The sequence below is a fragment of the Bacillus sp. JK62 genome, from assembly GCF_053663455.1.
Genome location: NZ_JBSJQA010000005.1, coordinates 104,331 through 118,223, shown reverse-complemented (window position 1 = coordinate 118,223; position 13,893 = coordinate 104,331). Strand labels below are relative to the sequence as shown.

Genomic DNA, 13,893 nt, shown 5'->3' with positions numbered 1-13,893 from the left:
GAAAAATTGGCGGTATTTTTCCTTTACATATGAATATGTCCATTGTATACTTTCATTAACTGATAATGATTCTCAATATCATTTGATTAGGAGGGTAATCATGAGGTCTTCTCCTCAGCTCAGATCATCCGTTGAAGGACGAAAAAAACATCTGATCCATTTGCTGATCAATAACGGAATATACAAAAAGTCGGAACGGCATTTATATGAATTATCGCTCGGAGAATTAGAAAGCGAATACAAATATGTAAGGAAGGTGCGGGCTCATGGCGAAACGTAAAATAAAAACATACGAACAGCTGATAAAAGAAAACAAGGCGGCCATTATGAATAATCAGAAGCTGATGAATGTGATCTATGACAGAATTGACCGCAAGCATCAAAAACTGCTCCGGCACAACAGCCATACATAAAAAGAGCCTTTTTCAGGCTCTTTTTTTTATTGCTCAAAGGCTTCCGCCGCTAATTTGCCGATGACCGCATCGTCCATCGGCGGATTGTGAAGGCCGGCCCGGGCATCCCGATAATACCGCTGAAGCGGATTATTTCGCTCCAGGCTTTTTGCGCCGGTGATTCTCATTGCTTTGTCAACAACAGAAAGGACGGCATTTGTCACAATATGTTTTGCCGCACCGAGCTCGCTTTTGATGAAAGGGCGGCGTTTCGGGTCATCATACATTTGCGCCGCCGTGAAGAGAAACTGTCTCGCTTTTAACAATTCAAGCTCCATTTCCCCGACACGCTGCTGAACGGCCGGCACGTCTTTAATCGGTCCGTTCAGGCTGTTCGGCGAATATTCGGATGCAAACCGGACGGCATAGTCCCTTGCCGCTTGAGCGATGCCCAGATAAGCAGCGGGAATGTGAAGCAGCCAGCCATTCACTTTCGCCGCTCTCGGCCCGCTGATAAGCTCCACAAGCCGCTCGTCACTGACCGTGACATGATCTAAAAGGAGATCATGGCTTCCGGTCGCCTTCATGGCAATCATATCCCATGTTTCTTCGACTGAAACGCCTGCCTGATCTTTATGAATGAGAAAAACACCGGTCGTTTGTTTTTCTTCAATCCATGCCGTCACAAGCATATAATCCAAAGTCAGCGAAAGGGTTGTAAAGGTTTTTCGGCCGTTCAGCACCCATTTTCCGTCTTTTTTGACAGCGGAGGTGCCGGGTCTTCCTCCCCTCGTCGGACTGCCGGTCTGCCGTTCCGTCGCTGCCCTGTTCAGGACGGCTCCCTTTTTCACCTCTTCTGTGATAAATGAAAAGACATCTTCATCCCAGCTGTTTCCTTCTCCGAGCTCACCCATGACGGATAAATGCCAGCCGATCCCGAGAGCGACGGCCGCGTCTCCCCGCGCCAGCCGTTCCTGAAACAGCACCATATCATAAACGGAAATGCCTGCACCGCCGAAGGCCTCAGGTACCGTTAACGCCGTATATCCCGCGTCGCGCAGTCTTTGAATTTTCTCGGCGGGAAAACGGCCCGCCTCATCATCAAGCGCGGCTGTTTTTTGAAATTCGTCTGCAAGCAGGCCGATTTTTTCCATCCATTCCCGCTGCCGTTCATTCTGTATCCATAAAGACACTGGAATCCCCCCATTATAATTCCGATAAAGTTAATAAGTATTATAGAGATTCAAGTCTCGTTTCGCAACTGTGAGGCTGTACAAAAAAAACACGCTATTCCATGGAATAGCGCGTTCAGACTGCTTCCGGGCCGCGGTCCTGCTTGAGCCCGAGATAAATCAGCATATATGTGAGATAACCCATCGTCATCACAAGCCCGCCAAAGAAAAAGCTTGAAAAAATCGGCTCTTCAAACGCGGTAACCGCCGCAAGCACGATCCAGCTTGCATACAGGTAGATGATGAAATAACGGAATCCCGTCTTCATTTTATATAAGAGAAACAGCCCCACTGTAGAAAACAAACCCAGCGCAAGCCTGAAATAAACAAGATGTTCGAATTGAAACATGAATGACAAAAAGGAAAAACCAAGCAATAACACAATCGGTAATGCGGTAATAAAATTTCTCAAGTGAGCACCTCCGTCATTACCTTTATTATAAATCAAAATAGCATAAATTATTGATTTATCGTGATCTTTTTCACAAAAATGTCATTCCTTTACTTTATACCCGAACATCTCGTTTGCAAAAGCTCCACCAAGCAACGGCTAAGAAGAATACGATATGGATAATGATAATGCCTGCGGAAAATAACGGCGTCATTCCCGCAAACAGCGGTTTCGCCCCGCTCATATATTGCGTCAGGTCAGTATTTGCGAACAGCAGAAAACTTCCCCATTTGTTTTGGAAGAGCGACATAATCGTCACGAGTGATTTTGCGCCGTACAGCACGATAAATGACAAAATGACGGCCGTTGCGCTGTTTCGGAATACAGAAGAACACAACAAGCCAAAGCATGCCATCGCAAACGCCTCGACCCAGTTCGTGCCGATTACTTTCAGGGTGTTCATCAGAAGCGTCCCTGATTCAGATGTCACCGACACTCCGAAGAAAGCCATGCCGAACAGCAGAGACAGAATATAGTACGCCGCATACAGGTACAAGCTGACCAAAAATACGGTAATGAGTTTAGATACAAAAATCCGCTCCCGCTTTACCGGACGGATCAACAAAAATTTGATCGTTTTCTTATCAAATTCAGCGGAAATGATCGTTGCCGCGATCACGATTGTTAATGCCTCAAGCAGAATATTCAGCCCGGGGGCGTACGCCATATAGCCGATGAAATTCTCCTCCGTTCCGGAACTGATGACAAGCCGTTTAATGACAAGCGCCATAATAAATTGGAGAACAGCCATCAGAATCAGCGCCACTAATGAGACTTTTCGGTTAAAGAGTTTCATATGCTCATTCGCTGTCAATTTAAACATTCGTCTCCCCCTCCTCTTGAAGCGCCGTCGTCACTTTCATGAATTCATCCTCCAGCGATTCCGCATACGGCATGATGGAATACACGAGAAAGTCTTGTCCGACGAGCGCACGGTTTAATGCCGGGATGTCCTTCTTCGCTACGGTGACGGTAATGCTCCCGCCGTTTTTCTCCGGAACGAATTGCTGCTGGGACAGCCATTCGAATGCTTCGTCAGCCGGCTGAATGTCGAGGATGGCTTTTTCTTCTTTTTCCGCAGCGCCGCGCAGAACAACCTCTGTTTTGATCTCACCTTTTTGAATGATGATGACACGGTCGCAAAGGTCCTCCACTTCACGCAATAAATGCGTCGCAAAAAGGATGCTCGTCCCTTCAAGCTCCGCGAGTTCCTTTAAGTGATCGCGGAAATCCTTCATTCCGCCGGGATCAAGCCCGTTTGTCGGTTCATCTAAAATGAGCAGATTCGGACGGTGAAGAATGGCCTGTGCAATCCCGAGACGCTGACGCATGCCAAGGGAATACGTTTTAACTTTGTCATGAACGGCATTTGTGAGCCCGACCCGCTCGATGACTTCCTGAAGCCTGTCCTCTTTGATGTTTTTGTGCATGTTGGCAAAGTGCTTCAGATTTTCCCACCCCGTCAGGTACGGGTAGAATTCAGGATTTTCCACGATCGCTCCGACGGATTCAAGCGCTTTTTCGAAATCAGCATCGTGCTGAAAGCCGTTAATTGTAATCGTGCCGCTGTTTTTCTTTAAAAGGCCGACGATGATTCGGATAAGTGTGGTTTTTCCCGACCCGTTCGGACCGAGCAAACCGATGATCTCGCCCTGCCTGACATCCATGCTGATGTTTTTTAAAATGTGCTTTTTGCCTATTGTTTTGTCAAGGCCTTCAATATGTAAAATCGGCTCAGTCATACAGCCTTCCTCCTTTTTCACAAAAAATAAACAGTGCCCGTACATAGGCACTGTCTGCATTATAACATTAGTCATATATTCGTGAAGAGCCGGAGCCGACGTTATGTCTTATCAGGAGCCGGTCCGTTTTTTTCCTTGTCCTCATTATTGACGACATCCAGAATATCAAGCAGGAACACAAAAATCGGAATTCCGATAATCAAGCCCCAAATGCCGAAGAAATGTTCTGAGAAAATCAGAACCGTAAAGGTAAAAAAGATTGGCAGTTCCGTTTTCGCTGACATCAGTTTCGGATTAAGGAAGTACGTCTCAATCGCATGGATGACGAAAATGACCAGCACGATGTAGATGACATACGCTGCGCCGCCCGTCGTATACGCGATGATGCTGAGCGGAATGAGCGAAATCACCACACCCGCAACGGGAATAAGCCCGAGGAAAAAGACCATGATGGACAGGCCGAACAGCTGCGGAAAATGCAGAATGGCCAATGCGATCAAGGTGAGGATACAGTTCACCAGCGCGATAATAAATTGGGCTTCAAGCACTTTGCCGAATGTTCTCGCAAATTTGCTGCCGAAATAAGCAAGTTCGTAGTAAAAAACAGACAGCTTGCTGTGCTGAAATTTTTTCATAAACTCCGTGAGCCGCTTTTTCTCGAACAGGAAAAACATGCTGAGAATCAGTGACATCACGACCTGCAAACCGAAAGTGCTGATATCGGCCAAGTATGTATACAGTACATTAAAACCTTCTTTTACATAGGAACCGATATTGATATCGCCGAACACGCTCGATATCTCATCATAAAACGGAATGACATCGGGATGATACGCGATGTGCTTGATCTGCTTAATCAGCTGTTCAATCTGCTTGGCAACAATCGGGTAAAAGACAAAGCCTCCGACAGTCGCCCCGACAGCCAGCGCAATATATAAAATGGTGATGACCACCCTCTGGCTGATCCGGAAAAAATGGTTCAACACATGCCGGATGACAGTCTCCAGCCGATCCATCAGAAAAGTAAAAATAAACGTAAGCAAAATCAAATTAATCATACTTCGGAATACAACTAACACCCCAGTCAAAACAAGAAAAACGGAAAAACGTCTGACACCCGGATGCTGAAAAAATTTAAAAATAGCCGCCATTTATACACTCCTGCTAGGACAAAAAGCCCTTAGATTTCATCTTTCACTCTCTAATTGTAAATTATATAACAAAATGACGCTAAGGTCTTTGTCCACCTCCTAATAAATTTAAACAAATTTATCTTTTTTACTCATGGCAGCCGAAAAAAAGAACGGCATGCCGGATGCATGCCGTTCCTTTCCTTTTATACCGCCGTTTTCATTTCTTTTACGGCCTGTGTGCTTTTCGCTTCGTCAAACTCATTTTCGCTCTTGGCTACGATGATGGTGGCGATTCCGTTTCCGATCAGGTTGACGATCGCCCTTCCTTCACTCATAAAGCGGTCAACGCCGAGGAGCAGCGCCAGTCCCTCCAGCGGAATAACCTGAAGCGCCGATAAAGTGGAGGCGAGCACGATAAATCCGCTTCCGGTTACGCCCGCCGCGCCTTTTGATGTCAGCATCAGCACGAGAATGATCGTAACCTGCTGGCCGATGGTAAGATCAACGCCGAACACCTGCGCCAGAAAAACCGTCGCCATGGACAGATAGATCGAGGTGCCGTCCAGGTTAAAAGAATATCCCGTCGGAATGACAAGGCCGACAACCGATTTGGAACAGCCGTAACGCTCCATTTTATCCATCATCCGCGGAAGGACGGACTCAGAAGAGCTTGTGCCGAGAACGATGAGCAGTTCATCTTTAATAAAACGGAGATAGTTCCACAAGCTGAAACCGAATAGTTTGCAAATGATATTCAAAGCGACAAATACAAACAGGAACATCGTAACGTATACAGACAGCATCAGACTCGCCAGCGGCTTGATGGAATCAAGGCCGAAGTGCCCGATCGTATAGGCCATGGCCCCGAATGCGCCGATCGGCGCCGCGCGCATGATGTAGCCGATGATTTTGAAAAAAACGTGCGACAGTTTATCGAAGAAATCAATAATGCTTTTGCCTCTTTCACCGAGCGCCGCCAGGCCGACACCGAATAAAACAGAAAAGAATAAGACCTGAAGAATGTCGCCTTTTGCGAAAGCGTCAACCATATTTGACGGAACGATGTGAGTGATAAATTCAATCCAGTCAATCCCCTGTCCCCCGTTTTGGGTGTACTGAGAGACATCCCCTTTTTCAAGCTTGCTGTAATCAAGGCCCTCACCGGGTTTCATGATATTGACGACCAGAAGCCCGATAATAAGGGCGATGGTGGTCACGACTTCAAAATAAATAAATGCTTTTCCCCCGACTTTGCCGACTTTTTTCATGTCTCCCATCTTGGCGATGCCAAGCACGATCGTCAGGAATATGATCGGTGCGATAATCATTTTTACCGCATTGATAAATGTATCGCCGAGCGGCTTCATCTGCTTCCCGGCCTCAGGCCAAACGAGTCCGACAATGACGCCGATGATCACCGCCGTGATGACCTGCACCGTAAGATTTTTGAAAATTTTCATCCCTACTCCCCCTTGCCTCTCGCTGCGTCTATACAAAAATGATAGCGTTTTCATACGAAGAGGGGAAGCTTATGATCATAACGGACATTTTGGTCTTTTTGGTCTCGGCTAGCGGACGAATTTGTAGCGGTTAACCGGCCGTCCCACTCCCCCGTATTGAATGTCGAGCTTAATCTGGCCGTCCTTCTCAAGAAAATCAAGATAACGCCGCGCCGTCACCCTTGCGATTCCGAGCGCTTTGGCGGCTTCTTCAGCTGAAAGCGGCTCCGTCTGCTGTTTTATATAGGTCAAAATTTCATTCATCGTAAAATGATTTAACCCCTTCGGCAGATCCCGGGACGGATTTTGCGGAATTTTAAGCAGCATGTCAAGCTGCTCTTGCGACATGGTGTCATGCTCTTCAATTTTCCGTTTATATTGTTTATAGTTTTCGAGCGCCTGCCTCATCCGCTCCAGCTTAAACGGCTTCAAAATATAGTCGGCCGCACCGTTTTGCAGCATAAGCTGGATTGTTTCTTTGTCTTTTGCGGCCGAGACGATGATGACGTCCACTTCGAGCTTTTGTTTTCTGATTTCCTGGAGTGTTTTAATTCCGTCTTTTTTCGGCATGTATACGTCTAATACCACGAGCCCGGGCCGCAGATCTTTTATAAGCCTGATTCCCTCGTCTCCGTCAGCGGCCGTGGCGATGACGCTGAACCCCGAAACACCGGTGATAAATTCTTTATTCACCTCCTGCACCATCGGATCATCTTCAATAAGCAGCACCTTGATGTCCATCGAATGATTCCTCCCCCTTCATCGGAAATAATATAGAAAATGCCGTTCCCTGTCCCTGCCGTGTGTCGACTTCAATCACGCCCATCCCTTTGTCGACGATTTGTTTGACGAGGTACAAGCCGTATCCCGTTCCTCCCGTTTTATTGACGGTAAACCCTTTGTCATAAAGGCGCGGGATGTGCTGATCGGAAATCCCGCTTCCGTTGTCTTCTATTAATATAGCAAGCACTTCATCATTTTGCTCGATACTGATGTCAATATGTTTGTCCTCCGTGTCCGCTGTTTCGAATGCGCCGAACGCATTTTCAATTAAATTGCCGAGCAGGACGACGATGTCATGCTGGTCGACATGCTCCGGAAATGCCGAGAAACTGCTGTTTTCATCAATTTTCACAGAAATGCCAAGCTCTTTTCCTCTTTTGATTTTGCTTAACAGCAGCCCCGCCGCAGCGTCATTCTGAATGGCCTGATGAAGAAAATCAGTGACGCTTTCTTGTTCTGATGATTCCTTAAAAGCAAGCTGGAGCGCTTTTTCTGATTTTCCGAGCTGAATCAGCCCCGCGATGGTGTGAAGCTTGTTCATATGTTCATGATTTTGGACTCTGAGCGCATCGACAAAATTTTTCACACCTGTCAGTTCTTCCGCCATTTTCGCCGCTTCCGTCCTGTCCTGAAAAATGGCGACGGCTCCGATGACCTTCTTTTTCATGACAATCGGAATTCTGCTGCTCATGATCACCTTTCCGCTGACTTGGATTTCTTCATTATATACGGCTCGGTTCCGCTCGACGATTTCAGGGAGCCGCGAATCTTTTAACACGTCCCAGATCAGCCTGCCGTCGGTCTCTTGTCGTACATTGAATATCTGCTTCGCTTTTTCATTAAAAATGGTGATGTGATGCTGATTATCGATCGCAATGACGCCCTCATTCATCGAATGAAACGTAGCTGTCCGTTCCTCATACATTCTCACGATCTCATGGGGCTCGAGCCAAAACATTTGTTTTTTGATGTGGCGGGCCAGCAAAAAGGAGCCGGCCAGTCCGAACCCGAGCGCCAGCAGAACGATAAACAGTATTTCATGTTTCAGCTGAAGAAGAATTTCACCGAATCCGGGCAGCGTTTTACCGGCAAGGACAACGCCGATCTGATTCAAATCCCGGTCTTTGATGGGATAAAAAGCGCGGACGGCGGTGCCGATCTCTCCCTTTGCTTCGGAAAAATAAATGTGCTCGGCGAACGCCGCGGCTTCGTCCTCACCCCTTGAACGCTTTCCGATCATTGTGCTGACGGGATGTGAATAGCGGATATGATCCATATCCATGACGACGATGTAGTCCGCTTCATTGATGATCCTTATTTCTTCGACCGCATGGCGCACGTCTTCCCTTTGTTTTTTCTGCTCCAGGGCGCGTTTGACATCGGTCATCTCAGATACCGTCCGCGCGGTATTCATCAGCCGTTTTTTCAGCTCGCGCTCCTCTGTATGCTGGATATTGCCGACCAGCACGATGCCGACGATCAAAAAGGTAAAAAGCACGACGATATAAGAAAGTATGGTGATTTTCCAGCGGATGGTAAGCTTTTTTTTCGTCATTGGCCTCTTCCTTTCCGTCTCTTTACGAAAACGGCCCGCCCGATTATGCTTGTTATAGAAAATGGCGGAGGGGGTTTTCGATGAAAAGCTTGCTGACTTGTCTCAGCCTGATGGTACTCGGTATCGGAACCGCTTTATTCATCGGCTTTCATGATCGTTTCTCAACGGAAGAACCGTATTATGATGACGAACAGGAAGGCCTGAAAGATCAAATGGTTTTCAAATTCAGCCATGTCGTGGCTGAAAACACGCCTAAAGGGCGGGCGGCGAATAAATTTGCCGACCTGGTCTATCAAAAGTCCGGCGGCACCATTAAAGTAGAGGTATTTCCAAACGGGAGCCTCTATTCAGATAATGAAGAAATAAACGCCCTCCAAAACGGGGACGTGCAATTCATCGCTCCCTCCACCTCAAAGCTCGGATCACTGTCTCCCGAATGGGGTGTTTTGGATCTGCCGTACGCGTTTACAAACTATAAAGCCGTGCAAGAAGGCCTCAACGGCAAAATCGGCACGCGCCTGTTCGCTTCTTTAGAAAAGCATCATTTGAAAGGACTGGCGTACTGGACGAACGGGTTTAAGCAGCTCACGTCAAATAAAGGGCCGATCTTCACTCCGGACGATTTGAAAGGGCAGGCGCTCAGGATCATGCCGAGCAGCGTGATCGAAGACCAGTACCGCCTGCTCGGCGCGCACCCGCGGCAGGATTCCTTTAATTCCACGTTTCAGCTTTTGGAAAGCAATCTCGTAGACGGAGAGGAAAATACGATTTCAAATATCTATTCTAAAAAATTTTATAATGTTCAAGATTATTTGACAATCAGCAATCACGGGTACCTCGGTTATGCCGTGATGACCGACGAGCATTTCTGGAATTCACAGACAGAAAAAACGAGAACCATCTTAACGGAGGCGATGAGAGAAACGACGGAATGGAACGAAGCCTCCGCTGAGAAAATGAATAAAGACCAGCTTGAAGAGATAAAGAAGAATTCATCCATTCATATTCATGTGCTGAGCAAAGCGGAAAAGAACACATGGATGAAACGCCTCGACCCGATTTACGGACAATATGAACAGGTGATCGGCCGCAGGCTTGTGCAGGATTTGTTATCCTTGCGCCGCGAGCCTTAGCAGGACCAATACGCCCATCTCCGTTTCATCCCTTTTCCCGCCGGGGAAGTAAATAGGGACAGAGCAAAAAAGGAGATGGAGACATGTTTACACATACGAAAAAACTGCAGCATCCGGCTAAACCGGATCGTCCTGACCCGCTGTTCGCAAAAAAGATGCAGGAAATTTTAGGGGGACAATACGGGGAAATATCCGTCGCCATGCAATATTTGTTCCAAGGATGGAATACACGGGGCAATGAAAAATATAAGGATCTTCTGATGGATACCGCGACGGAAGAAATCGGCCATGTCGAAATGATCGCGACGATGATTGCGAGACTGTTAGAAGACGCCCCGCTGGCAGAGCAGGAAAAAGCGGCTGATGATCCGGTCATCGGGTCCATTTTAGGCGGGATGAACCCGCATCATGCCATTGTCTCAGGACTCGGCGCAATGCCGGAGAGCAGCACGGGCGTTCCGTGGAGCGCAGGCTATATCGTCGCAAGCGGAAACCTTCTGGCAGACTTCCGCGCCAATCTGAACGCCGAATCACAAGGAAGGCTTCAAGTCGCACGCCTGTATGAAATGACCGATGATAAAGGCGTGAAAGATATGCTCAGCTTTTTATTGGCCCGCGATACCATGCATCAAAACCAATGGCTTGCGGCCATTAAAGAATTAGAAGAACAGGAAGGTCCGATCGTTCCTTCCACATTCCCGAAGGCGCTGGAAAAACAGTCATTCTCCCATAAGCTTATTCATTTCTCAGATGGAGCAGAAAGCGCTGAACAAAATTGGCTGAAGGAAACAGCGCCGGACGGAGAACCATTTGAATACGAAAAGGAACCGAAAGCGCACGGCGAAATAGCTAAGCTGGACCCCGTCCCGCCGTATGTCCACAACACGCTTCCCGGACGAAAATAAAAAAGCCTCTAAAGGGGCTTTTTTTATGTGCGCACAACTGTCCAGTCCGGTTCGTACCGGATGTCGGGGTGATGTAACAGCTCGTGAATGACAGGTTCATCCCCCTCGTACAGCATCACTTCTATTGAAAGAATCGCAGCCTTCTGCTCGTTTTCTTCGTATATGCGGTCATGTTCGTTCTCCATAAAATCATCATAGGCCTGTCTGTCCTCCCAAACGCTGATGATCTCTGCGATGAACAGGCCGTCTGCGTTTTTCCGCCAGCCGCCGGCCTGTCTGACGAAGCCATTTACACATGATAATGCTCCCCACCTTGACTGTGCTTGCGCAAATGCTTCAGCGTTTGCAGCGTCTGTTTCACATACAATCTTTTTGATCAGCATGACCGTTCCTCTGTGATGACTGTTTTCGCATGCGTATGCTCGACACAGAGATTCACGGTTCTGACGTAAGAGCGGGTGCGGTGAATCGTGCCTTTCGGGATGAGCAGGCTGTCATTTGCTTTGAGCACTGCGGTTTCTTTGTCCTTAAAATCGATCAGCAGCTCACCTTCCAGAACGATGAACCATTCATCTGAGTCAGGGTGATGGTGCCAGTCATATTCTCCCGTAAACACTGCGAGGCGCACACAGTGGTCATTGATCTCCGCGATTGAAAAATTGTCGTGTTTTTCTTTGACTTTATTGGCGATTGCGAGCAAATTCAGCATGTCAGACACGAGTGAAAAACCCCTTTTTCATTTTATTGTATCGTAACGGCGGCTCAGATCAAGATTTTCCCAAAATCAAAAGCGATCCGGCTGATGTGCCGGATCGCTTTTGATCTGCAGGTTGTCTGCCTTTTATGCTTTTATTAGCTGCTTCGTCTGTTTCCGCCTTTTTGGCCGATTTCTTTATAAAACTCTTTGTCATGATTTTTACTTGTAGCTTCTCCGCCTTTTTGGCCGATTTCCTGATAGAATTCCTTGTCATGGTTATTGCTTGTGGCTTCTCCGCCTTTTTCACCGATTTCCTGATAGAATTCTTTGTCGTGATTTTTGCTTGTGGCTTCTCCGCCTTTTTCACCGATTTCCTGATAGAATTCTTTGTCGTGATTTTTGCTTGTGGCTTCTCCGCCTTTTTGACCAATTTCCTGATAGAATTCTTTGTCATGGTTATTGCTTGTAGCTTCTCCGCCTTTTTTACCTGCTTCTTCTCTGCTCATTTTGTTATTATCTTGTGCCATTTTTGAATTCCTCCTTTAATTGGTGTTGGTTGTTGGTTTCCCGATTTCAGAACTGATAAACAAAGAAAACACATTGAATGTGTTTTCGGGTGTTTTTTTATCATTCTGTATCGTTCATGCGTTTTAGAATCCGGCGTTTTTTATAAAGCATGATGCCTGTTTCCGCGATGCTTTCTAAAGCTGAACGGTTGGCGGACGCGCCGAAGATGATGCCTGCGGCCGGAACCATTTGCAGCAGTTTTTTCGCGGCGAACGTATCGCGGTAGCTGTAAACGACTTCCCGCCAGCCTTGGATTTGCGAGGCGACGCGCTGATAGGTTTGGTCGTTTTGATCATATTGCCGTAAATCTTGCAGGATCGCTTTTTTTCCGATGACGTCACTGGATGCAAGCTGAAGCAATTTGACGATAAACACGCGTTCTTTTTTGTCTTTCGGATCAAAGCCGTAAGCAACCGCGATATCTTGCAGCGTCTTTAAGGACAGGCCGAGCATCGCCGGAATGTCTGCCGCAAGCGTAAACACGCCGCCGACTCCCGTTGCGGCTCCCTGCACCGTCGCGGCCTTTACGCTTGTACGCGCTATGGCTTCTGCGATTTCGTCCATGACGGCAAGCGGCGCATTGCGGATGTCGTGAAGCGTTTGACATGTACCGTGCGGCAGCCGTTTTTGAAACTTTTTCATGATGCGCTTTTCTGATGTAAGGTACTGTCCGCCTGACTGAATAAACGTTCCCGTTTCATCGAGTATGAGTCCGATTTTCCTCTTAATAAATTGCGGTGTCAGCTTGTCCAAAAGCTGAAACGGCAAGCGGGTGAATGTTTGCCAGAACATCGCCCTCTGCTGCGCCTTTTCCCATTTTTGAATGTCTCTCAGTTGTCTTTCCAGGTCTGTCCGCTCTTCTGTCACCCGTCCTGCACGTCCTTTCTGATTTCTTTCTACATAGTATACCTTTATGGCGTTTTCTTTTTACACCCGGCCGGACTTTTTATCCGGAAAACATTCCATTGTTTAATTTTCTTCAAATTCTATATATTGTATAATTTTGAATAATACGATTGAAGGAGAATGCTGTATGCAATGGATTTATTTAAGTTTAGCGATTATTTTTGAAGTATTGGGTACGGTCAGCATGAAATTATCAAATGGATTTACAAAACTTGTCCCAAGTATTTTATTGTTATTGTTTTATATCGGCAGCCTTTGTTTTCTTACTTTGACTTTGAAATATATAAGTGTCTCCATCGCGTATGCGGTCTGGTCGGGAATGGGGATCGTGCTGATTTCCATGATCGGAATTTTTTTCTTTCATGAACAGTTCTCTGTCATAAAAGCCGTCTCTGTTCTTCTGATCATCATCGGTGTCGTTTCCTTAAACTTTATTTCTGAAAGTGAAACGTCATCAAACGGCATCAGCGTTCATACGGACAGAAACAGATGATGAAAGGATTAAAGGTTCTCTTCTTCATTACAGATATTGGATTTATCGTTTATTGGATTGTTACTTTTTTTGAGTGGATTCCAAAAAACATGGTGTTTAAAGATTATGATAACGCCATGATAATGGCCTGGAACTGGTCATTCTTTCCCTTAGATATTTTCATTTCGATAACCGGGCTGTACAGCTTGTTTCTTTATAAACGGAAACATGCATTATGGCGCCCTTTCGCATTAATATCACTTGTGCTGACCTTTTGTTCAGGCCTGCAAGCGATTGCCTTTTGGGTATTTATCGGTGATTTTGATCTGATGTGGTGGGCATTCAATTTGTACTTGCTTCTTTATCCTTTATATTTTATTCGGAAATTGCTGGTCTCTCGTAAAAATAGCTGTCATTCTTTTTGAT

The 13,893-nt window shown here is 46.6% G+C and carries 18 protein-coding genes; 6 read left to right on the top strand and 12 right to left on the bottom strand.

Translation table 11 applies throughout. The annotated features are described in order from the left end of the window. Positions 1-100: 100 nt before the first annotated feature. Both ACWJJ4_RS13025 and fbpB read left to right on the top strand, forming a co-directional pair. Positions 101-280, top strand: a complete 180-nt coding sequence (locus ACWJJ4_RS13025; RefSeq protein WP_003156203.1) for a Fur-regulated basic protein FbpA — start codon at positions 101-103, stop codon at positions 278-280. Next, positions 267-413, top strand: a complete 147-nt coding sequence (gene fbpB, locus ACWJJ4_RS13020; protein ID WP_003156206.1) for a Fur-regulated basic protein FbpB — start codon at positions 267-269, stop codon at positions 411-413. The genes ACWJJ4_RS13025 and fbpB overlap by 14 nt, the downstream gene beginning before the upstream one ends. 26 nt (positions 414-439) lie before the next feature. Here the strand turns inward: fbpB and ACWJJ4_RS13015 are convergent, their stop codons facing one another. The 8 genes from ACWJJ4_RS13015 to ACWJJ4_RS12980 form a co-directional block, all read right to left on the bottom strand. After that, entirely contained in the window at positions 440-1,585 is a 1,146-nt protein-coding gene (locus ACWJJ4_RS13015) for an acyl-CoA dehydrogenase family protein (protein ID WP_063174887.1), read from the bottom strand. A gap of 115 nt (positions 1,586-1,700) precedes the next feature. Then, the gene (locus tag ACWJJ4_RS13010) at positions 1,701-2,036 is read right to left on the bottom strand and encodes a hypothetical protein (RefSeq protein WP_070081397.1); all 336 of its coding nucleotides are present in this window, start codon (positions 2,034-2,036) and stop codon (positions 1,701-1,703) included. Positions 2,037-2,130: 94 nt separating this feature from the next. After that, complete coding sequence (locus tag ACWJJ4_RS13005) at positions 2,131-2,898, bottom strand: ABC transporter permease (RefSeq protein WP_058906579.1); 768 nt, start codon at positions 2,896-2,898, stop codon at positions 2,131-2,133. Continuing rightward, positions 2,891-3,817, bottom strand: coding sequence for an ABC transporter ATP-binding protein (locus tag ACWJJ4_RS13000; RefSeq protein ID WP_069013422.1), 927 nt, complete (start codon positions 3,815-3,817; stop codon positions 2,891-2,893). The genes ACWJJ4_RS13005 and ACWJJ4_RS13000 overlap by 8 nt, the downstream gene beginning before the upstream one ends. 101 nt (positions 3,818-3,918) lie before the next feature. Beyond that, positions 3,919-4,968, bottom strand: a complete 1,050-nt coding sequence (locus ACWJJ4_RS12995) for an AI-2E family transporter (RefSeq protein WP_058906577.1) — start codon at positions 4,966-4,968, stop codon at positions 3,919-3,921. A gap of 185 nt (positions 4,969-5,153) precedes the next feature. Beyond that, complete coding sequence (dctP, locus tag ACWJJ4_RS12990; RefSeq protein ID WP_012116859.1) at positions 5,154-6,410, bottom strand: C4-dicarboxylate transporter DctP; 1,257 nt, start codon at positions 6,408-6,410, stop codon at positions 5,154-5,156. Positions 6,411-6,518: 108 nt separating this feature from the next. Further along, complete coding sequence (locus ACWJJ4_RS12985) at positions 6,519-7,190, bottom strand: response regulator (RefSeq protein WP_106067987.1); 672 nt, start codon at positions 7,188-7,190, stop codon at positions 6,519-6,521. After that, positions 7,165-8,787 (bottom strand): ATP-binding protein, encoded by a 1,623-nt coding sequence (locus tag ACWJJ4_RS12980; protein ID WP_278269455.1) that lies wholly within the window; start codon positions 8,785-8,787, stop codon positions 7,165-7,167. The genes ACWJJ4_RS12985 and ACWJJ4_RS12980 overlap by 26 nt, the downstream gene beginning before the upstream one ends. Before the next feature lie 80 nt (positions 8,788-8,867). On the opposite strand from ACWJJ4_RS12980, the gene ACWJJ4_RS12975 reads away from it, so the two are divergent. Both ACWJJ4_RS12975 and ACWJJ4_RS12970 read left to right on the top strand, forming a co-directional pair. Then, positions 8,868-9,920 carry a TRAP transporter substrate-binding protein gene (locus ACWJJ4_RS12975; protein ID WP_182069752.1) on the top strand — a complete coding sequence of 351 codons (1,053 nt, stop codon included), beginning with the start codon at positions 8,868-8,870 and terminating at the stop codon, positions 9,918-9,920. An 83-nt stretch (positions 9,921-10,003) separates the two neighbouring features. Continuing rightward, positions 10,004-10,825 carry a manganese catalase family protein gene (locus ACWJJ4_RS12970; protein WP_003156225.1) on the top strand — a complete coding sequence of 274 codons (822 nt, stop codon included), beginning with the start codon at positions 10,004-10,006 and terminating at the stop codon, positions 10,823-10,825. A gap of 23 nt (positions 10,826-10,848) precedes the next feature. Here the strand turns inward: ACWJJ4_RS12970 and ACWJJ4_RS12965 are convergent, their stop codons facing one another. From ACWJJ4_RS12965 to ACWJJ4_RS12950, 4 genes are all read right to left on the bottom strand, one after another. Next, complete coding sequence (locus tag ACWJJ4_RS12965) at positions 10,849-11,208, bottom strand: DUF4937 domain-containing protein (protein WP_014304388.1); 360 nt, start codon at positions 11,206-11,208, stop codon at positions 10,849-10,851. Further along, on the bottom strand, positions 11,202-11,543 hold the full coding sequence (locus tag ACWJJ4_RS12960; RefSeq protein ID WP_014304387.1) for a cupin domain-containing protein: 342 nt from the start codon (positions 11,541-11,543) through the stop codon (positions 11,202-11,204). Before ACWJJ4_RS12960 ends, ACWJJ4_RS12965 begins: the two co-directional genes overlap by 7 nt. A 134-nt stretch (positions 11,544-11,677) precedes the next feature. Then, entirely contained in the window at positions 11,678-12,049 is a 372-nt protein-coding gene (gene gsiB, locus ACWJJ4_RS12955; RefSeq protein WP_003156229.1) for a glucose starvation-inducible protein GsiB, read from the bottom strand. 100 nt (positions 12,050-12,149) lie between these two features. Next, complete coding sequence (locus ACWJJ4_RS12950; protein WP_128574973.1) at positions 12,150-12,956, bottom strand: EcsC family protein; 807 nt, start codon at positions 12,954-12,956, stop codon at positions 12,150-12,152. Positions 12,957-13,122: 166 nt separating this feature from the next. On the opposite strand from ACWJJ4_RS12950, the gene ACWJJ4_RS12945 reads away from it, so the two are divergent. Together ACWJJ4_RS12945 and ACWJJ4_RS12940 are read left to right on the top strand one after the other, a co-directional pair. After that, positions 13,123-13,488, top strand: coding sequence for a DMT family transporter (locus tag ACWJJ4_RS12945; protein ID WP_017419236.1), 366 nt, complete (start codon positions 13,123-13,125; stop codon positions 13,486-13,488). Then, positions 13,485-13,892, top strand: coding sequence for a DUF5360 family protein (locus ACWJJ4_RS12940; protein WP_070081391.1), 408 nt, complete (start codon positions 13,485-13,487; stop codon positions 13,890-13,892). Before ACWJJ4_RS12945 ends, ACWJJ4_RS12940 begins: the two co-directional genes overlap by 4 nt. Position 13,893: the final 1 nt, after the last annotated feature.